General features: G+C 35.3%; 29 protein-coding genes. All 29 read right to left on the bottom strand.

All coding sequences use genetic code 11. The features are described from left to right. Positions 1-20: 20 nt before the first annotated feature. On the bottom strand, positions 21-2,060 hold the full coding sequence (locus tag EO122_RS04130) for a hypothetical protein (protein WP_127009502.1): 2,040 nt from the start codon (positions 2,058-2,060) through the stop codon (positions 21-23). Between the two features lie 2 nt (positions 2,061-2,062). Then, entirely contained in the window at positions 2,063-2,827 is a 765-nt protein-coding gene (locus EO122_RS04125; protein ID WP_127009501.1) for a hypothetical protein, read from the bottom strand. 19 nt (positions 2,828-2,846) lie between these two features. Further along, on the bottom strand, positions 2,847-5,147 hold the full coding sequence (locus tag EO122_RS04120) for a hypothetical protein (protein ID WP_127009500.1): 2,301 nt from the start codon (positions 5,145-5,147) through the stop codon (positions 2,847-2,849). A gap of 31 nt (positions 5,148-5,178) precedes the next feature. Then, positions 5,179-5,751, bottom strand: coding sequence for a hypothetical protein (locus tag EO122_RS04115; protein WP_164725956.1), 573 nt, complete (start codon positions 5,749-5,751; stop codon positions 5,179-5,181). Positions 5,752-5,859: 108 nt separating this feature from the next. Then, positions 5,860-6,831 carry a phage capsid protein gene (locus EO122_RS04110; RefSeq protein WP_127009498.1) on the bottom strand — a complete coding sequence of 324 codons (972 nt, stop codon included), beginning with the start codon at positions 6,829-6,831 and terminating at the stop codon, positions 5,860-5,862. A gap of 14 nt (positions 6,832-6,845) precedes the next feature. Continuing rightward, positions 6,846-7,580 carry a hypothetical protein gene (locus EO122_RS04105; protein ID WP_127009497.1) on the bottom strand — a complete coding sequence of 245 codons (735 nt, stop codon included), beginning with the start codon at positions 7,578-7,580 and terminating at the stop codon, positions 6,846-6,848. Beyond that, positions 7,564-9,075: a portal protein gene (locus EO122_RS04100; RefSeq protein WP_127009496.1), complete on the bottom strand. Its 1,512-nt coding sequence runs from the start codon at positions 9,073-9,075 to the stop codon at positions 7,564-7,566. The genes EO122_RS04105 and EO122_RS04100 overlap by 17 nt, the downstream gene beginning before the upstream one ends. Before the next feature lie 13 nt (positions 9,076-9,088). Continuing rightward, positions 9,089-9,322, bottom strand: coding sequence for a hypothetical protein (locus tag EO122_RS04095; protein WP_127009495.1), 234 nt, complete (start codon positions 9,320-9,322; stop codon positions 9,089-9,091). Next, on the bottom strand, positions 9,319-9,561 hold the full coding sequence (locus tag EO122_RS04090) for a DUF3310 domain-containing protein (RefSeq protein WP_127009494.1): 243 nt from the start codon (positions 9,559-9,561) through the stop codon (positions 9,319-9,321). The genes EO122_RS04095 and EO122_RS04090 overlap by 4 nt, the downstream gene beginning before the upstream one ends. Continuing rightward, positions 9,558-9,755 (bottom strand): hypothetical protein, encoded by a 198-nt coding sequence (locus EO122_RS04085; protein WP_127009493.1) that lies wholly within the window; start codon positions 9,753-9,755, stop codon positions 9,558-9,560. The genes EO122_RS04090 and EO122_RS04085 overlap by 4 nt, the downstream gene beginning before the upstream one ends. Positions 9,756-9,757: 2 nt before the next feature. Beyond that, a complete protein-coding gene (locus EO122_RS04080; RefSeq protein WP_164725955.1) occupies positions 9,758-10,558 on the bottom strand; it encodes a hypothetical protein in 801 nt (266 codons plus the stop codon). Beyond that, positions 10,539-10,736 (bottom strand): hypothetical protein, encoded by a 198-nt coding sequence (locus EO122_RS04075; RefSeq protein ID WP_127009491.1) that lies wholly within the window; start codon positions 10,734-10,736, stop codon positions 10,539-10,541. Before EO122_RS04075 ends, EO122_RS04080 begins: the two co-directional genes overlap by 20 nt. Before the next feature lie 15 nt (positions 10,737-10,751). Beyond that, positions 10,752-10,970 carry a hypothetical protein gene (locus EO122_RS04070; protein ID WP_127009490.1) on the bottom strand — a complete coding sequence of 73 codons (219 nt, stop codon included), beginning with the start codon at positions 10,968-10,970 and terminating at the stop codon, positions 10,752-10,754. A 217-nt stretch (positions 10,971-11,187) separates the two neighbouring features. Beyond that, positions 11,188-11,595 (bottom strand): hypothetical protein, encoded by a 408-nt coding sequence (locus tag EO122_RS04065; RefSeq protein WP_127009489.1) that lies wholly within the window; start codon positions 11,593-11,595, stop codon positions 11,188-11,190. Continuing rightward, positions 11,582-12,040 (bottom strand): hypothetical protein, encoded by a 459-nt coding sequence (locus tag EO122_RS04060; RefSeq protein WP_127009488.1) that lies wholly within the window; start codon positions 12,038-12,040, stop codon positions 11,582-11,584. The genes EO122_RS04065 and EO122_RS04060 overlap by 14 nt, the downstream gene beginning before the upstream one ends. After that, positions 12,037-12,441, bottom strand: coding sequence for a hypothetical protein (locus tag EO122_RS04055; protein ID WP_127009487.1), 405 nt, complete (start codon positions 12,439-12,441; stop codon positions 12,037-12,039). Before EO122_RS04055 ends, EO122_RS04060 begins: the two co-directional genes overlap by 4 nt. Continuing rightward, positions 12,428-14,275, bottom strand: a complete 1,848-nt coding sequence (locus tag EO122_RS04050) for a DNA polymerase (RefSeq protein WP_127009486.1) — start codon at positions 14,273-14,275, stop codon at positions 12,428-12,430. Before EO122_RS04050 ends, EO122_RS04055 begins: the two co-directional genes overlap by 14 nt. Beyond that, positions 14,275-15,918 carry a DnaB-like helicase C-terminal domain-containing protein gene (locus tag EO122_RS04045; RefSeq protein WP_127009485.1) on the bottom strand — a complete coding sequence of 548 codons (1,644 nt, stop codon included), beginning with the start codon at positions 15,916-15,918 and terminating at the stop codon, positions 14,275-14,277. Before EO122_RS04045 ends, EO122_RS04050 begins: the two co-directional genes overlap by 1 nt. Then, positions 15,900-16,322 (bottom strand): hypothetical protein, encoded by a 423-nt coding sequence (locus EO122_RS04040; protein WP_127009484.1) that lies wholly within the window; start codon positions 16,320-16,322, stop codon positions 15,900-15,902. The genes EO122_RS04045 and EO122_RS04040 overlap by 19 nt, the downstream gene beginning before the upstream one ends. Before the next feature lie 12 nt (positions 16,323-16,334). Beyond that, positions 16,335-16,712: a hypothetical protein gene (locus EO122_RS04035; protein WP_127009483.1), complete on the bottom strand. Its 378-nt coding sequence runs from the start codon at positions 16,710-16,712 to the stop codon at positions 16,335-16,337. 2 nt (positions 16,713-16,714) lie between these two features. Then, positions 16,715-17,056: a hypothetical protein gene (locus EO122_RS04030; protein WP_127009482.1), complete on the bottom strand. Its 342-nt coding sequence runs from the start codon at positions 17,054-17,056 to the stop codon at positions 16,715-16,717. Between the two features lie 8 nt (positions 17,057-17,064). Then, complete coding sequence (locus EO122_RS04025) at positions 17,065-17,250, bottom strand: hypothetical protein (RefSeq protein ID WP_127009481.1); 186 nt, start codon at positions 17,248-17,250, stop codon at positions 17,065-17,067. After that, positions 17,231-17,536, bottom strand: coding sequence for a hypothetical protein (locus EO122_RS04020; RefSeq protein WP_126937178.1), 306 nt, complete (start codon positions 17,534-17,536; stop codon positions 17,231-17,233). Before EO122_RS04020 ends, EO122_RS04025 begins: the two co-directional genes overlap by 20 nt. Beyond that, positions 17,533-17,934: a hypothetical protein gene (locus EO122_RS04015; RefSeq protein WP_127009480.1), complete on the bottom strand. Its 402-nt coding sequence runs from the start codon at positions 17,932-17,934 to the stop codon at positions 17,533-17,535. The genes EO122_RS04020 and EO122_RS04015 overlap by 4 nt, the downstream gene beginning before the upstream one ends. Then, positions 17,934-18,524 carry a hypothetical protein gene (locus tag EO122_RS04010; protein ID WP_127009479.1) on the bottom strand — a complete coding sequence of 197 codons (591 nt, stop codon included), beginning with the start codon at positions 18,522-18,524 and terminating at the stop codon, positions 17,934-17,936. The genes EO122_RS04015 and EO122_RS04010 overlap by 1 nt, the downstream gene beginning before the upstream one ends. 5 nt (positions 18,525-18,529) lie before the next feature. Continuing rightward, positions 18,530-19,033, bottom strand: a complete 504-nt coding sequence (locus EO122_RS04005) for a hypothetical protein (protein ID WP_127009478.1) — start codon at positions 19,031-19,033, stop codon at positions 18,530-18,532. A 550-nt stretch (positions 19,034-19,583) separates the two neighbouring features. Further along, positions 19,584-19,814 carry a 30S ribosomal protein S18 gene (rpsR, locus tag EO122_RS04000; protein ID WP_009353119.1) on the bottom strand — a complete coding sequence of 77 codons (231 nt, stop codon included), beginning with the start codon at positions 19,812-19,814 and terminating at the stop codon, positions 19,584-19,586. Positions 19,815-19,852: 38 nt separating this feature from the next. Then, on the bottom strand, positions 19,853-20,254 hold the full coding sequence (locus EO122_RS03995; protein ID WP_127009477.1) for a single-stranded DNA-binding protein: 402 nt from the start codon (positions 20,252-20,254) through the stop codon (positions 19,853-19,855). A 21-nt stretch (positions 20,255-20,275) separates the two neighbouring features. Then, positions 20,276-20,560 (bottom strand): 30S ribosomal protein S6, encoded by a 285-nt coding sequence (gene rpsF, locus EO122_RS03990; RefSeq protein ID WP_126937013.1) that lies wholly within the window; start codon positions 20,558-20,560, stop codon positions 20,276-20,278. Between the last annotated feature and the right edge of the window lie 215 nt (positions 20,561-20,775).

Below are 20,775 nucleotides of genomic sequence, written 5' to 3'. Positions count from 1 at the left end.
TACCTCCTTTCTTTTGTGTCTTATGAGTAGCCTTTTAATAGATATTCTACTTGGCCTTGTGTGTAAACTTTCTCGTTTGATGGATTATTTATATCTCTTACTCTGAATTGGTATTCACTGCCATTTTGTTCAAACGTTACTTCAGTTGTACTCCACGCATTAAATGTATTTCTTATTTCTGAAATTGCACCCCCTATTGCATGATTCAATGCATCTATACCTTGTGATTGTGCATAGTACTGCATTTTATTGTACGCCCATTTAGGGTATAGACAACCAGCACTTAATACATAGTTATCCGCCATAATACGTCTACCTTTCTCTAATGCTGTTTCTGCACTATCTCCAGCTAACATAAATGTTTCTGCTAGGTTTACATATTCTGCATATGCCTGTGTTGTTGTATGATCACTAAAATTGTAATAATTTGTGTCATCATCACCTGTATTATAAATATTTGCATCTAATGCCATTCCTCGTACTGTGCTCTTTACACCGTCATATATCGTACTATTTTGTTTGTTTACATAAGCTCTCGCCATTGTTTCTAATGCTTGTTGTTCATTGGTATTTGCAATTAAATTGTTCAAAGACACAATATCTGCGTAGGCATCTCCTAACAAATTTGGAGCTTGATGTTTTAAATTGTCGTCTAAGAAATGTAATCCCATACGTAGTGCTTCATCCATTTTACCATTTGCTAAGGATGTTTTAATTTGTCTAGATAAATTCTCTCGTAGTGGTTTACCAATAATGTTATCCATCATTAAGTTTGTATAACTTGTTGTGTCTCCACTTGCTAAGTATTCGCTTGCTAGCTCTAATCCTGTTTGGATATATACACCTTTTGCACCTTCCCCAAACGCACTTAATTCACTTCCACTTGTTGGTCTGTCTACTTTACCTTGTGCAACTCGTCTTACTAGGTCAGCAATTGCTCCTGTATTTACCGCTTTTTTAGCTTGTGCCATACGTGCTCTTTGCTCTGCTAATATCGCATTCTTTCGACCATCAATATACGGTGCTATTTGTTTTGCCTTTTCTGGGTCTTTTTCTCGTAACTCTGCAAACTTTTTATCTACGGCTTGTATGGTTGTTATTTTATTTAAGTCATCCATCATATTGGTAAACTGTTCATTTCTAATTTGTGCCCCATACTTATATGCTAGATCATAGTATGCGGTAGGAGACACAATATCTTTTACAGCTTTTCCATTAAAGGCTTGATATTCCCCAAGTTCATCCAGTACATCTTTATTACCAGTACTTGCCATTCTTTCCATAAAATTCTGTAATAGCTTTACTTCTGTATCTACATCATGACCCTGTGAGATATTAATTCGTGTCATAATATCCATAAGTTTTTCAGCACGTTCTTCTTTTTTTAATTTGCTGTACTGCCAATCCCTAGCTAGTTTGTCTATTTCACTTTGAAAGCCTTGTAATCTGTCTCGATACAGTTCTTTATTTTTGTCTTCATGATATGCATTAAACACTGTTTGTGTATTCTCTAATCGTTGGTTGTGCAGTCCACTTTCAAACGCATATTCATTAGACACACTTTGATTGTTCTGTTTGTATTCTTCTAATGCTTTCTGATAAAAATCCTCATAGCTTTGTAGCTCTTCTTCAGCTGTACCTGCTACTTTTCGTCTTTCACGGTAGGCATGATAGTCAGCATTGATTTTATTATTTAATTCTGCACCACGCAATTTATCTATAATACCTACTGCATATGGGTTGTCTGATAAATCATAACCGCCTACATTAGCAAGCATCTCTACAGCTTTCAATGTATGACGGTTTTGGTTATTTTTATATGCTTCTGGTGCTAATGCTTGTGCTATTTTTAAATCTTGTTCATCTTTAGAGTTTTTATAATCTCCATAAGCTACACCTAATGCTTTCATTCCAGTAGCTAAGGCTTCACTGTTATAGTTCTTTTGTGCAAAGATATTATAGTTCACTGGTATACCTTGCAATCGTTCTTGATATACCTGTGGTTCCTGTGGTGTATATTGTTTTTCAATTGCAATTGCATTGCTTGTATTTGTTGGCATTTTTATCTCCTTACAATCTTCAATCTTGATCCATAAGCACTATTAAAATGTAATGCATTGTTCATATTATTTGCATAGTTTAATTGAGGATATGGAGAAAAGATACCATCATATGTATTATCAGACACACCTCGTTTATAAATAAAGCTGTTGTCTCCTAAATACTTATCATACGGCCTTACATAGCCTACATAATGATTGTCAGTATAATTATTATAACTTTCTCTAAATCCATTAATCATTTGATTTGCTTGTGCCCCTTTAAATTGCATATAACCTTGCAATCCAGCTAATCCCACATTAAGCATATTGCTTAGGATAGAGGGAGCTTTTGGTGGATGTAAATTAGATGTAAAATCTTTTGTCTCTATCAACTTTGCTTCTTTGTTTAGGTCTATTTCGTCTGATTGACGTACATAGTTATCTTTTATTCCTGTTAGTGCTCGTAGTGTATCAGCATGTGTACTTCTTTGTAGTAATCTCCCTGTATTTCCGCCATCTCCATACTCTTCAGCTACTGCACTATCTACACCACCTTGTAATCCTCTACCTTGCATTGTAATTTTACTAAGGCTTGCTACTGCACTATCAAACGCATCTCTTCTTTCATGTTCATAGTTTTGAAATGCATAGTTCATACTTTTAATTGCACTATATGCTTGAGCTCGCATTGCCTTACCTTCTGCAATCGCTTGTCTTTCTCTTGCTTTATTTTGGAAGACTGCTCCTAACATATTTAATCCCATTTGTATAAACATTGGGTTCATATACTCCCCCTCCTTTCTTTTAAATTGTTCTGAATCGATTTGTCATGTTCCCCATCCATGTATAACCAATTAAAGTACTAGGTAACGGTGAATCATTTTCTATTGTTATACTTGTGTCTGTATTTGTACCATGTATAGGTATTTGCCATTCACCTGTAATGATTGGGTGTACATTAATTCTATTTACTTCATTACCTACTTTACGTCCTGTAAAATGATATTTTCTAAGTGGTTTCCCTGTGCTTTGCACTAAGACAAACATGTTACCTGTTGATGAATATTGTAACTTTAAATACTGTAGGATTAACCTATAGTTATCCATTGGTTGTGTGCCTTCTTGCTCTCTATGTTTAATGTAGATAGTAGATAGTTTAATTTTGTAATTATAAGCAATTCCTACATAAGCTTTTTGGCCATTTAGATTTTCTACAAAAGGTATTGTAACTTTGTTGTCTGTCCCTTCAAATACTCTTCCATCGTATAAGACAATAAAGTATTTAAAATCTACGTCTCTTTGTGTTTCAAAATGTTCTTTTGCATTCCATGTAAAGGTACTTAAGCTTTCATCATAAGTACCCTGTAATGTGATGTTTTCTTTTCTGTCCATCATTAAACGATAAGGTTCTTTGTCAAAATCTTCTGTATTAAATGTGATATCCAGTCTTTCAAGACACACAAGGTTATCATATTTCATTAGTATGTATAAGGATGAATTGATAAAGCCTAGCCCTAGGATTTCGCCTTTAAATTGCCAATGCGACCAGCTCGCTTGTAATTTGTGCTCTTGTGCATATAGATATTTATATACATAAATTTTTGTCTTATCTGCCGTAGACAAGGCAAGCAATAGGTTTTCATTGGTATTACTGATTAAATCATATACTGTATTAGCTATGTAATTAGGTACATGACTTGTTACATCGCTTGCATCCTTAATGGAGCTATCACTCGCTACTGCATAATATTCTTTTACAGAAGTATATTCAGCACGTTTCGATGTAAAATAAATATTACGTCCGCTTACTTCAGGCCTTACCGATGTATCATTACTAAAGGCTGTAACCTGGGCTAGATAAGCATTCTTAGGGGTTAAGACACCCTCTGCATGCAAGATAAATTGTGCGGAGTCACTAAACAATACAAGGTCTTGATTGAATGGTACTGCACTATGCAATGTAGACACCCTAGTACTTGATACACCTAGGTCTATCGGGTCTGTATCAATGATCCCTGTAGCACTATCTACAAAAAAGTTATAGTAATCGCCACTGCAACTAAGACACACATTTTCACCACTAATGAACCCTAAACGGTTACGGAAGAAAAAGATATCTGTAATTTTGTTGTCTATGAATGAAGGGGTAGGGTTGCTGTCTTCATCTCCACTTAATCGTTTATCCCATTCCAGTTCTTTTATTTCGAACGTATTATCACTGTTTCTTACTAGTGCATGTGGCATAGTACTTGCATCAATTGTGGTCTTTACACCATCCTTAACTGTTTCTTTCCATATATTGGCTTTTTCATCATATTTTAAATAATAGTCATCGTCTTTATTTGCATCACCACGAATTTTTACAATATATCCATCAGGAGCGGTGGATGGTAAATCAGTAACTTTTGTTACTTCCCCTCGAATAACTTTCAGTGCTTGATTGTTAAACCCATCACTAGCGGTAACTTTCCCTTCTTTTATGTCTTGTAGGTAAATCCAATGAGCCCCTTTAATATGTTTTCTCCCGTGACTATTTAAACTAGTACTTAATGCGTTTGTTATGTAAATAGTATCTAACCACTTTGTGTCGTCTGGGTCTTTCCCTGTAGGTGTTGAATGTAAGGCGATCTCTTCATTATTTAATTTTATAGAATATAACCTCCCATATTGTCCTTCTTTGATAAAAATTAATACCCCATCTGCATAGGCATTGCTTTCCATATCCTCTTTCATCCTTGTAACTTTTTCAGTGTTACATATAAACGTATAATCAGCTTGTGTAATCGTATGTATGTTTTCTAACGGCTTATTTGTTTGTATGTATGGATGTGTTGCATTCTTAACGGTATATTCATTACCTTTTAAATCGAACACTTGTACCCTTTCACCGTTGAAAGACACAAAGTACTGTTCTTTTTCATCACGATTAATTAAATGAATTTTAGGCTGTTTGTCTTGTACTAATTGAAATGATTTCAATTTCTTCATTAATACCGTTGGTGGTCTTTTTTGTAGTCCATCAGCTTCTGTACTATAACCATTAATTTGTTCTTCTAATTGTTCTGCATGTCTAAGTATTGGGGGCTGTTGGCTTATACCTGCCACTATGTTCTTGATCGTCTGTGATACTCGCATACTAACCTCTATTCATAAGTTGTTGAATTTCTGAATTGTTCGCCATGCTTGGATGTGTCATATCAATTTCATAACTATAGAATCTTGCTCGTGCTCTTTGCTCTTCTTCGTATAGTTCTTGTGTTACTTGGCCATCCCCTAAATAACGGCTACTAAATAATCTGCTTGCCCTTGCTGTAACGTATCGTTTGAACGCTGTAGGACAATCTTCAAATGGTACTAGAATAACTACACTTACCGTGATTGGTGATGTAAATATAGATGTGTTATCTGTGAGTGAGAATAAGACACCACTTCTTTCTTGATATACTTTACCGTCTGTTCCTTTTAAACGTAGGAATGTAGGGCTCCAATAAATATATCCTGTTTGTGTGTCTGGTGTTAATGTATATTGTGGATGGTAATTAAAGCTCCATTGTTCTTCTTGTATCTCTTGTAAAACGCTATCTAAAATACGTTTACAATTCATTACATCCACGTTTTCTACTTCTTCTAAAGTATCTACTGGAGCTTCGCCAATACTTGCTAACATTTCATTGATAGCATCTAGTGTTGTATTTGGGGTTATAATCATACTTTTCATCCTTTCTCTAGGACAGTTTGCTTTATTTATTTTAGGACAGACACAAAAATAGGGAATAGTATTTCTACTACTCCCTTAATTTGTTGTCTTAGGTATGCCCTATTTAATATTGCATACTGCTACTGCTTCTGGTCGTAATCCACCATGTCCCATAGCATATTTTGCCACAATGTGGTCTGCTTGGTATTCCATACGGCGACCATGTTCAATTTGTAAATCTTTTAATTTTAATGTACCTACACAAGAACGATGTCCTGCAATAAATGCCACGTTTGTTAAGTCACTAGGGAATACATGTCCCACGCCTTGCATAACGCCATTTGCGGATGTACCTGTAGAGATATTTGGTACTTCGATAACTTTAAAGCCTAACAATTTATCAAGGTTACCATCAACGATTGTAGCTACTGCCCCATAATCACGATCAATAGCTGTTTTGCTTGCTAATAAAGAATTATAGGCTTCTGGTGTGATATATACATATCGTTCATCCATTGGTACATAGTTCTTAGTGAATTTTGCACGTACTTCCATTAAGCCCTGAATAACTGCATCACCTAATGCTTGCGTGATACCTGTTGCTCCAGCACCTAATGTTTTTGTAATAACAGTACCACCGCCTAAGCCTGGTAATGTTTCTTGCTCTTTAGCAAGTTTTGCCATTTCAGCTAATACGGCTAAGTCTGCATGCTGTGCCAATGTTTCCCCTAATTGTTTGGAATATTCTTGTCTCCAATCTACGTGGCTCATCACATTATAAATATCAGTGATTAACACGTCAGACACAAGCAAGCCATCAATGTGGATTAACTTCTCGTTGTGTTTCATTTCTGTACGTGTATCATCAAGGTTTGCCCCTGCTTGTAAATAACGTGCTTCTGCACGGCCACTTACTGGGAATTGTGCGGATTTACCGCTCTCAATTGTTTTTACAATGTGGTTAGGCATTACCAATGTTTGACGGTTGAATGCCGTTAATACCTCACCACTAAATACTTTTAACAAGGAATCAAGTGGTGTACCTGTTCCATTATTTTTGCCTGGTTGTTGAATGTTAGTTAAGTTTGCCATTGTTCATTTCTCCTTTAATAATCAAATTTAGAATTAATAACTTTTTGCTCCACCATTTGTGTATAAGCTCTATCTCTTCCGTATCGCTTATCACTCATCGCTTGTTGCATTTCATAGCTACTTGCAAAGCCTTCTTGTACGGCTCCAGTAGCACTGCCCCCACTCATAAACGTAGGGTTATTTGTTCCATAGGTATTTACCATTTGTGTCTTTAACTGCTCTACAGTTGCTTGGATAATACCTAATTTGCCTGTGTTAATTGCATCATTAAATAGATTGATTGCTGTATCACCTTGTGATTGCACAAAAGACACAAAGGTATTCCACTCTTGCTCATTCCCTACATAACTTTGTACCGTAGACACAAAAGCATTTGCTTCACGTTCTACGTTACGAATATAGTTATCAATGACTTCTTTAGGGTATCCAGCTTGAGTTAATTTACTTTGTGTCTCATTGGATAAACTACCGTTTTGTAGATATTCATTTTCTACTGCTGTAAAATCTACGCCACGTGCTTCTAAATCTTTTTGTAATGCATTCTCTGTGGCATTAATGCTATCTACATCACTTTGGGTAATAGATGTATTAGTACCACTTGTTTCTGTGTTCTGTTGGGTTTGTGTTCCCTCGGTTTGTGTACCCTCTGTTGGTGTAGTTTCGTTAGTCTGTGTTGTGTCTTGTGGAATACTTTCCTCATTAACACTTACTTCATTTGTAACTACGCCTTCATTACTCGTTACCTCCACCTTTTAATCCTCCTTCCATTGCTTGCATACCAATTTGTTGGGCTTGTGCTTCTTCTTGTTCCTGTTGGATTTCTTCCATTGTTTTAACTAACCCTTGCGTATCAATACCGATAGATGTTGCAAGTGATGTAATTAATTGCGGAATTTTTAAGAATGCTATGCCGTTTGGTAACGCACCTAACATTTGAATAAATGTGCTATATTTACTAAAGTCATGCCCTCGCCCTAATGCTTCCATTCCTGTTGTAATAGTAGGTTCAATAAAGCCGTCTGGTAGTTGTACTACTTCACCACGGCTCATTAGTTTTGCTAACAGTTGCCGTATAAGTGGTAGTTGTAACTCTTGCGTAAGGATCGCATAGACACCACCTAGGGTATCTTCTAACTCACGTGCTACCATACGAACCTCTTCAGCCGTTACCCGTTCAGCATTTCGTTGTACTGCACTACTAATCAAAAAGACAAAACTCAATCGTTGCTCGATGTTATCCATGTAGTTTTTTGCGATAGCTAAGTCGTTATACTTTTGTGTCTGTAGTACTTGCACATCCTCGACTCGTCCATCTATAAAATCACCACTTTTTGCTTCTTGTAGCTTTCGTGCTCTCGTCACGCCATTAGGGTGTACAAGGTAAATAATTTTACTCATGACTGCGGATGTGAAAGACAATGCCTTTCCGTGATTCTGCAATTCTTTCAAATCACCGTAGTATTGTTCTACAAACGAACGCCCATAATGTTCCCCATCCTGTTTACTCATTCGAATAGGTATATAAGGGCTTTTATTAATTGGAAATATTTGGTCACTTCCTGCCACACGTTTACCGTTTAATTCCTGGAAAGACACAAATTTATCTTGCTCTCTTACTATGAGTGTATAGACTTCAAGCACTGTATCATCTTTAGTACTCTCATCAATCATGGATAACAATTGTGGCGGTAGTGATCGTTTTGTTACTTTATCCCTTGTACATATCCTTAGGATGTTACCGATTGCATCACGCTCTACTACATAATCATGTAGGCTATATAACCTACTTCCGTTTTCTTTTGGAGGCAAAAAAAGAAGGCAATTTCCAGTTACTAATAACTGCAATATGCCTTCTTGAATGGTAATTCGTATTTGGTTTTCTTCAATACTGCGAATGATTGTGTCTTCAATCTGCATCAGCTGTTGCTCCACTTCAGCTATTTTATCTTCATGTCCTACTAATTGTCCTTTCATTTCTGGTGTTAGTCCTAGTCTAAAGAACTTTTCATTAGGGGGAAATAAAGCAAGCATAAGCTTTGATGTTAAGTTATTAACACCACGTGCACCGATACTTGAATATAAATCATCTAATGCCTTGTTGCCATCGTCTGTTTCTTCACGGAATAAGATAGGAATAGTGACTTTAGCATTTTTAATTCCCCTATCTATATAGGGTTGTTTTGCTTGTGAAAGCTTTTTAAATACTTCTTTAGCTAATATTGCTTGTTCCTGTTGTATCGCCATATCTTTTTATTCCTTACATATTTGTTGCATTATAATCTGTACCGCCTGTGTTACGATCAATTAATAATGACTTACGGCCTTTCTTCTGTTTTGTCTGACCTAATTGTGGTGCTTCAGGTGTTTCTGCTTCTGTTTTTAGCACCAGGTCTTGTGCTCTAACCGTTGGTTGTGGGATTGTAATTGTTTTATTTCCACCTCCAAATAATCCTCCAAAGATACTACCTAAAAGATGTCCTAAAAAACTCATTCTGTCTCACCCCCTTTCATTTCGTTTTCAATTAGCCATTGTAAATATACTTTTGCTTTTTCTAAATCTTGTACTTTGTTGTCTTTCTTTCCAGCACGGATAAGATACTTTAATGTATTTCCATGACAAAAGCCACTGAATTCTTCTTTAGACAAAACAGCCCTAAGTACATCAATGCTTTCAATGTCGCCTAAGCCTTTCAATTTATAATGTTTTGGAGATACCACTGCATCATTCATACGTTATACCTTCTTTCGTCCTGTTCCTCTTTTATACGATGTAACAGTGCTAGTAGTTCTGTTCTAAGACACAAAGCACCTATGATTTTATCGCTATTCCATCCTTGCTTATTTAGGATGTAATCAAGACTAAAATTCTCTTCAATAAAAGACACAAGGTCACTATCTACATATACATCTTCTTTATTAACCATATTTAAAAGTCTCCTTCAGGTTCTTTTAAATCTAAAATATGTAATTTCTTTTTGTCTTTGTTTGGTTCCCATAACCGTATACGTTGGTTCTTTTTGTCATAAAAACCTTTACGTAAAATAAAAGCAAGGCGTGCATTCGTGAGGGCTTCCTCTTCTGTGCTACCTTGCTTTTTATACATATTTACAACGTTTGTCCAATTGTATCCTTCTTTGTCTAGGTGTCTTTCTGCTCTTGAGATACCTATATTAGGACACCCTTTATAATTGTCAGTAGGATCACCTGTTAACGTTTGGATTAGATGAAAGTTATCTGATGCTTCTTTATCGTACTCATAAAATATATTACGTGAAAAATCATAAAATCTGCTTGGGACTGTACGTAAATCCTTATCACCACTGATTACAATTGTGTCTTTAGAATTTGCTTGTAATCCTAAACAATCATCTGCTTCAAGCCATGGTAGACAAACAGCATTATAGCTTTTCATTACCCAATCTCTCATAGGTGCATATAATATTGGTCGTCTTTTCTCACCACGGTTTGCCTTGTAATCTGGATAGATTAGGTTTCTAAAGTTGTGCTCATTGTCTGATAAACACATAACCACTTCATATTCACCCTCTACATTCCAATGTTCACATACTAACTCAATTAAATCTCGTACGTGATTGTCAAAGTGGATAATAGCTTCATTTAAAGTACCATGTAATGTATATAAATCATCGTACCAATGTACTACATGTTCTGCCTTTTCACATGCAATATATAACAACATGTCAGCATCAAATAATAGTTTCATCATAGGTGTCTTCTTGAATGCCATGGATATAGCCCCGTAAGTAGGCTACTTTCACATTGGCATTATTTAATTCTAATTTATAATTATCTACATCATCTTTTAATGCATCAACTTTTTGTTCTAAGAAAAAAACTTTTGTCTGTAGTTTATTATTCTCTTTTTCGTATTCTTCATTTGTCATATCTTATTTGCTCCTTTACCATTCTAAAAGTTTTATAAGTATTTCCTGTGTAGGTAATAGCATTGGAATACCTACCCCAAATAATGCTAAAAGGAATCCCCATACAACTCGTTTTGAATCATATACATCAAGCCCTACACAAGTTTGGAGTAGTCCAATTGGAATACATGTACCAGCTATTAAGACTTTACAAGTAATATATACATCCATCAAATACTCATGCCATGGTGTCATATTTCATCTTCTCCTTTTTTGTCTTTTATTTTTAAAAGTGTTCCGATTTTTAAAACAAGTACTATCACTACTTGGATAATAGTATGTTTTATAATTCATTAACCGTTCTTCACATTCTTTGTCTTTATTTGCCCTGTATTTTAAATATGTAGAGCATCTATCATGACACCCTATTTCTCTGTACGGACAATCTTTACATGGAGGCTCCATATATCACCTATAACAAATTTAATGTATACACCTGTTCTAACGATTCCTTTAGCCTGTGAAAAAGTTCCCATGTATCTTCATCCGGACTATACTCATCACAAGCCACTAATACCTCTTCATAATAATGATATGAAGTGCCACTTATGCTAATAAATAAGTATGCTCCTACTAATAAATCAATGATTAAATCACTAATTGTATACACCTCTTTTGAATCAGTAGCAGTTCCTTCAATTGTTTGTAAGTATTTCCATGTAGCATGATGTACTCTATCACATATTAGGCGAATCCCTCTTGCTTCTGTCCTTATTTTAAGAGGTAACTCACATACCCCACACAACAATAAGTTGTCTAAATTATCAACTAATTCTTTTGAGCATTTTTCTATATCTTTTAGAAAATTAACATCTACCATTATCAGTCCCCTCCGTATCAGACAACAATATTTCTGTTTCAAAGTTATTGATTAGATATTCAATTCGATTAAACAGTTCCCATGCTTCCTTAGGTGTTTCGCATGTGTTAAAAATATCTACATGCCATTGTTTCTCATGATTGATAACTAAATTGAATAACAATCTATAGAATAAAAAGGATGCTGTGACTTCTTCTATATTATCCTGATGTAAAAGGTCAATAATAATACTAATATAAAATTGTTGTAAGACGTTTCTAAATGTTAAATACTCAACATACGTACTTTTCTCTCCCTTATACCACCCACAATAAGGAACAAATGTACAACTGTTTAATGCACTTGCCTTTTCTGCTAACTCTTGCAATACATCATAATTAATAGGGTATTTCTCTTCTATTGTCTCGTCTAAGATAACTCTAGTACGTACCGTTTCTTCGCTCATCTGTTTTCGTATACCTCCGATATATTAATCGACCAGTCTAAGGTGATTTCTTTTAATTCATAATTCAACGTATATAATTCTTCTAATTTTGGGTAAACCTTGACTATCGCATCTTTACTTTTTTGTAAATACTTATCCATATGAAATGCCATGTAATGCACTCCATGACAAAGCAAAGAAAATGCATTGTAATCCTTAGCTTGCTTTAATGCCCAATAGTAACTATTTAATACTGGTAATATATTCACCCTTATATCCAGTAAAATATAATTACTCTGGGTATCCCTTACTACAATATGTTCCTTTGTGCTTTTATAGGGTACTTTAATCTGTTCTTCAATAAGCCGACACATCTTCTGTTCTATTTCATATAGTGTACGTAGGCTTTTAATGCGTGCCATACCAATTTTCACCTATCTTTCCTTCAGTGTCTAACTGCATTCTGAATCCATAATGCTCCCCTACATCTCGTACGGCTTGCTGTGCTTCTAAGACAACAATTTCAGCTATCTCTTTTGTTCTGCATGCTATTTGTTGCTCATCATGGATCCATGCCATCAAGACAAAATCTCTATCCCATCCATGCTTTAAACCACGTTCTAACAATCGTTGCTCTGTGCGTACTATCCACTGTTTACAAATCAATGCCCCTGCGGACTGTAACAGTAAATTCAATGCACTATGTAAGGAACGTACATATAACTTTCTTCCGTCTAATCCATATAGATAGTTACGTTTCATCTCTACTTTTCGTGTCGCTGTGTTAAACCTAGATAGGGTGTCCTTTATTTGCTTTTGCAAGTTTTTCAATGCGGGTGTATTCTTTAGGAATTTTTCTTTCAGCCGTCTACCATCTTCTTTAGTACCGTTGACAATTTCACCTATCTTGGCATCACCACCACCATATAAGAATCCATAAATAAATGTCTTTGCTTGACTACGTGTTTCCAGTCCAGCATTCTTTTGGTTCTTTGTATGAATATCACCATTAAGGATTTCATGTGCATACTCTCCATGATCATAAGGATATAGGTAATGTGCTAAACATCGTAACTCTAAACCACTGCAATCAATCCCCGCTTGATACCATCCTTGTGGTACTTCAAACAGTTCTCTACACTCTTTTCCATAAGGACTATTTGCACTAGGTACTTGTGCTACATTAGGGCTACTATGTGATGCTCTGCCACTCACCGTACCATTAGGATTACATTTACCATGGATTTTACCATCACTACCTATTAGCTTTAGCCATGCATTCTTACCTTCTGACAATTGCCCTAAGCGTTTAGACAATAAAAAAGACACACGATATAGGCTAGCAATATGCCGTACTTCGTCTGTCGTTGTTTCGTCTTTTTCAATATGTTTTAAGGCTTCTTCATCAAGTTTTAATTTACCGTCTTTATCATACATGCATTTTTTAAACACATATTTGTAGTGTGTCTCAAATATATATTTCATGTGGTCTCGGCTCGTTGGATTGTACTTTTTATACTTTTGTATTGGCACTCCTTTTACATAGCCTAATTTATTATTGTTCACTTTTGGTATGAATAATTTATCGGGAATTAATGGAGCCTGTTCTGTTAGCTCTGCTTCTACTTTTTGTCTTTCAGCCTCAAGTATTGCCTTGAGTTCGTAGGCTTTTTCAAGATTAAAAGGAAAGCCGTTCTGCTCCATTTTAAACATAAGCCACTGTGCCTTATGCTCAAGTAGGCTTGCATCTTCGGTAAACCCTTTAGACAACAAATTTTCATATAATTTCTTTGTGACTACCACGTCTTGCTTGTTATAAGCTAGCATATCTTCATTAAAACAAGCCCAACAATCTTCTGTATCTTCAGCATAGGTTCCCTTTAAAACGCCTAATCGTTGGCCATAGGCTTTTAATGAGTGACTACCCCATAACTTGCGTGATAGCTTGTTTTGTCTTACCAATACTGCATCAATATCACTGATATTAGAGTATACTAAGCGTGCTAATACTAATGTATCTATGACTTTTTCTTGGTCAAATTGCACGTTATATAGCTTTTCTAATACTGGTATATCAAACATGATAACATTATGTCCACATATGCTATCAGCATTTAATAATTCTTCTAACATATTCTCTATTTCTTGTGGTCTGTATAATTTGTATTCCTCTGTTGCTGTATTGTAAATACATCCACAATGTACTTTTGTAACAGTATCTAATAGCCCATCTGTTTCTATATCAAAGATAAGCATTAGAACTCACCTCCACCATCTTCAGTATCGAATCCATATGTTTCCATTGGTGGTTGATACTTTTCTAATCTATTTGTCTCACGATTAAAAGACAAAAAGCCTCCTAACCCTGTGTTACCTGTATGTCTACATTTTAGTATACGTATACCCATAACATCCCTATCCTTTTCACTTTGTTGGTTTCGTTCAAGGGCTATGATCGTATCACTTAATTGTGCCAATGATTGACTACCTCTTAAATGATTCAGTGATACATGTCCACCTTCTTCATGTGCTTTTTTATCTTCTGTGCGTTTTAAGTGACAAATTGCCACCATACCTGTACCAGTTTCTTCTACTAGGCTACGTAGTCTTGTCATTAAAACATCAATCATCTTTGTTTCGTTCTTTGCTTCGATACCACTTGTTGCTATGCTTACATGGTCTAGAATTAAAAAGTCACATCTTTCACTGACTGCCATGTATCGCATTGCATTTAATAGCTTGTCAGTTTCCAAAGACCCAAAGTGATTATATAAGACAAACAGTCCTTTACCTAAAGTTTCATCAAAAGCTTGTTTATATTCATAGTCGCTAACTTCTGCACGGCTTATATGGATAGGCTTGTTTAAATGGATACCAATAATTCCCTTGGCGGTTCGTCTGGTATTCTCCTCTAACATCATGATGCCTACTTTCATGTGCTGATCCACTCCTAGATGATAGAGTATTTCACGTACAAACGTACTCTTACCTATACCAGTACCTGCCGTTACTAATGCTATTTCACCCTTACGAATGCCCTTTATCATTGTGTCTGCATCAATCTGCCATGGTAGAGAATATCCTCGGACTTCTTCAGGTTCTTCTTTTAAAAGTTCCCATAACTCACTACCATTAATAATGTTACTTGGGCTATATGATTTTGCATTGTCGATAGCATTTACTAGCTTATCCCCCTCATTCGCCATAAGGTACTCGTTGGGGTCTTTGTAATGCTGTAGCCTTGCTACTTTTAATTTCTCGCTTGGCAATATTCCTTGAATGCTTTCAATTGCATCTAATCCTGCCTTATCACTGTCAAATGCTACTATAACTTCTTCAAAATTATTCAGCCATTCAAGGTTTTTCTCAAATGTCTTTTTAGCACTACCAGCACCTGTAGGAATAGACACAACACATGCTATATTCCCATAGATTTGACTGACTGTTAAGCAATCAATTTCACCCTCGGTAATGATTAATCGTTTGCCTTTAGCAAATAATTGTTGTCCATAGAATGTACCCGTAGTGCTTCCAATTGCTTTGAATGTTTTGTCTTGAAAGCGTAGCTTTTGCCCCTTCAATTTACCATATTCATCATAGTAATTTGCAATGTGGCAAGGCTTGCCTTGGTAACTGCCCGTCACATAGCCATATTTGCTACATGTGGCAAGTGTAATCCCTCTTGCTTTTAGGGCTTGTAAATGTCCTTGGATAAAGACACAAGAGGGGGCGGAGGTAACAGTTCCCCCTCCTTGGTCTTCTTTCGGAAATGTCGTAGTTTTGCAACTAAAACAATAGGAATGCCCATCTGCGTAGGTTGTTAAGGCATCATGACTACCACAAGATGGGCAAGGTAAATGCATTTCTACAATTTGTTTGTTTAACCTATCATTTTCCATGTATCCTTAACCTCAATTGCTGTATATGTGCTGTCCTCAAAAATTTGTGTCTTTACATATTCATTCATGCTTTCTAAACATGTATATAGAATATTTCTTACAAATTCTGCATCCGATTTGCGGAGTACAAATCCCTCTTCAATACAAACAGTAAAATCTCGTATACCTAGATAAAGTTTAGTTATTGTTAATTGGTTATTTTTATAGCTTACTTCAAATTCATCTTTACCATTCAAGTAAAGGGGAATAGTTGTAGTGGTACAAAAACCGTCTAAACGTTGATCAATTTTTAGGTTGTTAATACGGTAATATACATCATCTGTCATAAATCTTCCATTGTGTCCTACAGTTTCTCGTATAAGTTCAAACATAATCGGTGTATTTGGTGTATTTGGTGCTTTCATTGTATTCACTCCTTAAATTGTTACATGGATATCTTCACATTCTAGCCATTCTTTCATCGACTTATTTTTATTGATGTAACGATACATATCATTTTTAAAAAGATTTAATATTGTTTTTATCTCTTCTACTTCTTGCATATCTAACTTGGCTTCTTTTACTATATGATTGAGACTAAACCAGAATGTCTTGTTGCCATAATCATCTATTACCCAACAATCCACCCCTAGCCATTTAATATATAATGTGTATCGAACTTGCTTATAAAACATTGTTTGTTGATACCCATCTATTTCTTCAGCTATTTTCAAATCATATAGGGTATATGCCTTTTCCGTATCGTCATAAGACCTAACTGTATGTTTTAATTTAAACTCAATTAATGGTTTCATAGTTACTCCTGTACGGGTTGCGTATGATTAATAATATATTCTTCCATACTTTCTTCACATTGTGATAGAAGTTCTTCAAGCTGTTTCACGGCTAAACTATCAAGTAGAATACCTTCTTCAATAGTGTATGATACTACAGTATCTGTAGTTGTTTCCCACTCTATTTTCAATACTTCATCAATATACTTCACCGTGTAGCAATTATCATACAAAATAACCTGTTCAATATATCCCTCTAATTTTTCGTTAATGTTTAAGTTTACAAGCTCATTACACTTTTCTACGTCACCTTCATTAGAAATATACACATAAGGTTTAATCTCATAAGACACAAATTTATTCATATTTTACCTCAAATTTCTACAACACTATCAATTTCAATTTCTGTTATTTTACCATTATATTCTGCATCATTAAAAAATGAATCCTTTTTCCATGCTAGATTATCTATATAATCTTCAGGATCAATATGTTCTGCTAAAGAAAAGGTTCCTTTAATTTTCTTTGTTACAGTTCCTTCAAAGTAATAGTTTTTCATAGTCTTGCACATCTCCTTTAAATCGTGCCTTGACTGTTGCAAGTAATCTATGGAGTTTCTTTTTTTGTCTCTCACTAATCTTTTTGAGTTTTCCACAATCTACCATAATTTTTAATTCATCATCTTTGTTTAAAGTGCTAATGTCTTTTAGCCTTGTGATTGTTGCATTACAATCCACATAAAAATGATATGGTGATGTAGTGTATCCTTCGCCACGCATGATATGTTTAAATGCTTCTGCCGTTTTATTATTAAAATTTCCACGTGCAATAATTATTTTAATCATGGTTCTTCCTCTATCCATTCTTTTGGAATCATTTTACCAATGTGATATTTGAATCCATGTTTTTTACACCAGGTGCTATACTTCTGTTTCCGTTTTGCTGTTAACCATTGGTCTCTCATAAATAAAAAACGTATATCTAGCTCTGGATGTTGTTCTTTAATATATAGGTGTTTTTGTCTATCTGATGGTTCAAATAGCCCTTTGGCTTCTACGATAATCCCATTAGGTAAAATAAAATCAGGCTTATATGTATGAGTGACTGTATAAGGAATACGTTTGGTTTCATATTCAAAAGACACACCAGCTCTTACAAGATTACACTTGATATCATATTCAAAGTTACTTCGAACCGTTTTATCTTTTGGTTTATAGTAACCTCTTGTTCTACTGAATTTCATTAGAATTCTACCTCATCGAATGGAGTACTTTCATCATCCTCAGGATCTGCTGATTCAAAACCATAACTAGATGCATCCTTTTTATATTCAACTAATTTATTTACTTGCAAGGCTAATAATTTTAAAGACACACCATATGTATCTTTTTTTACAGCATATACTGTGGGGAGTACATTCATCGTTACAATACTACCATTACCAATCATGGTACCTTTTTGCATGGGGACACCATATGCATCAAAGATAGGTAATGTAATTGGAATCATTTCCCCTGTTTGTCTATCTTTAAACTCATGGATACGTTTTGCTTTAAAATATCTTGCTTGGTCTTCCTCGTCTTCGTCAGGCTCTGTTCCACCTAAATATAAATACCCCTCTTTAGGTTTAAAGCTTTTGTCTTTCAAGACTTCATCTTTACCTTGGTTCCATATTCCTAATAATTCTTTTAGAACTTTTTCCGTTTCTTTTTCTTCTGGTGCTACTTGAATGGAATAACCTGTTAACTTACCGTTATATTCTCCACTTTCCCAAACTTTAGCCCATTTACATACACCCTTAATATTAAGTGTTTTTACATCTTTTTTTGCCATTGTTTCTATCTCCCTGTACTACCGCTTGCATCTCCTCGTTCTGTTTCTTCGGAAATATTAGACACAAGCTCTACATGATATTTATTTTTCTTTTGTAATTCAAATTGAAATACACGTTGTCCTTTTTTTAGAAAAACTGGATATCCACCTAAATTATAAACATAGGCGGTTAGTTCTCCTCTAAAATCTTCGTCAATAATACCTACAGCATTTCCCATAATTAAATGTAGATCACGTGCCACACTACTACGTAGGTATAATCTAATATCGTATCCTTTTGGTATTTCCATTTTTAACCCTAATTTAATGCATGTAGGATTTTGTAAACCTCTTGGAATTACGATATCTTCTTGTAAATAAATGTCATAACAGCTCGCCTTCTCAGTCCCTTTTGTAGGCGATTCGAACCTTTCAGGGTTCACGGGACAAATCTTTAACACTGGTTCTTTTTTTGTCTTTTCTTCTGTAACTAGTTTTTCTTCTGCTACAGTTTCTTTTGTTCTTGGCATACTTCTCCTTTCTTAATATAAAAAAATACCGTAGTGATGGTTTAAAGATATAATATTTTGATACGATTACTACATGAAAGACTTGATTGCATATGTTGCATTTTTTTGCATTTAGATTTTCTAATAATAAAATAAAAAAAATAAGTATCACTACGGTTCATATACTTTCCCAATTAAATTAATCAAGTTTTAAAGACAAAAAGAAAAGCACCTATATAGGAAATTCCTATACAAGTGCTTTCGTTCTTGTGTGAAAAGTTGTGTATCCGTTTTGATATTTAATTATCATATGTGTGTATCATTAGTCATACACACTATCTCTTGTAACCATTGATATTATGCGGTTTTGTTTTATATCTGTATTATATCATGTATCGTGTATACACAACAGAGGGGACCATGAAAAAGTGGTTGCAACCGCACGCAAAAAAGCATAAAAAGTGGTTGCAACCGGGTAGCAACGATTTCAATTTATACCCTTTTAACTCCCTTTTAGAAAACAAGAAACCCAGTAACTAGGCTAGTTACTGGGTTTTCATTTTGTATTGAATTATTCTGCTGTGAATGGCAACAACGCGATTGCACGAGCACGTTTGATTGCTAGTGTTAATTTACGTTGATGTTTAGCACAAACACCAGAAATACGACGAGGAAGAATTTTGCCGCGTTCAGTCGTGAAACGACGAAGTTTAGCAATATCTTTATAGTCGATTTGATCAGCATGATCTACACAGAAGTTACATACTTTTCTTCTTGGTTTTCTGCCTCTATCTCTTCTCATTGAGAAACCTCCTTTGATTTAGTTGTGGAGTTCTTAGCTTAGAACGGAATTTCTTCGCCTGCACCAGCACCAAATCCATCAAAATTTGATGAACTGTCGCCACCAAAGGCATCAAAAGATTGCGTATCTAAGGCTTGACCAACGAAGTTTGCTACTACTTCAGTAACATATCGTTTTGTACCATCTTGTGCTTCATAAGAACGTGTAGAAATACGACCTTCTACGAAACAACGGCTACCTTTACGCAAATTTCCCGCAGCTTCTCCTAATTTTCCCCAAGCTACACAGTTAACAAACGCAGTTTGTTCTTTTGTCTCACCATTTTGATCCACATAAGAATTGGATGCAGCTATTGTAAAAGTAGCAACAGCACGACCAGTTTTTGTGTAACGCACCTCAGGGTCACGAGCTAAATTTCCTAACAGTTGTACAGAATTCATAATCCTAACCTCCTTAGGCTATTATTTTTCGTGTTTTACAATCAGGTGTCTAAGAACGTTATCGTCGATTTTAAGAACGCGGTCGATTTCTTTGATTTCGCCAGGAGCGGACTCAAAGTTAATCAATACGTATACGCCATCAGTATGTTTATTTACTGCATACGCTAAACGGCGTTTACCCCAAACGTCAACTTTCTCAACTGTACCGCCAACACGAGCAATTAAAGCCTCAATTTTGTCAAAAGTAGCTTTGTTTGTCTCTTCATCAGCTGGTTTCACAATCACCATGACTTCGTATTTGTTCATACAAAATCACCTCCTCTTTCGGACTAACGCCCCTATCTCACATAGGGGTAGGAAGATGCTTACCATCAATAAGCCTTATTATTGTACACTATAACACGTTGAAATGCAAGAAAAACATGAAAATAGACACAGTTAAAGTCTACGGTAGTCAAACATTTGTGACACAACCTCCTAAAAGTTTATTTAAGAAGTACTCTGCTATATATTCATTGGGT

It is taken from the genome of Veillonella sp. CHU110, assembly GCF_003992255.1.
Taxonomy (GTDB): Bacteria; Bacillota; Negativicutes; order Veillonellales; family Veillonellaceae; genus F0422.
This window is presented reverse-complemented; position numbering and strand designations above follow the sequence as displayed.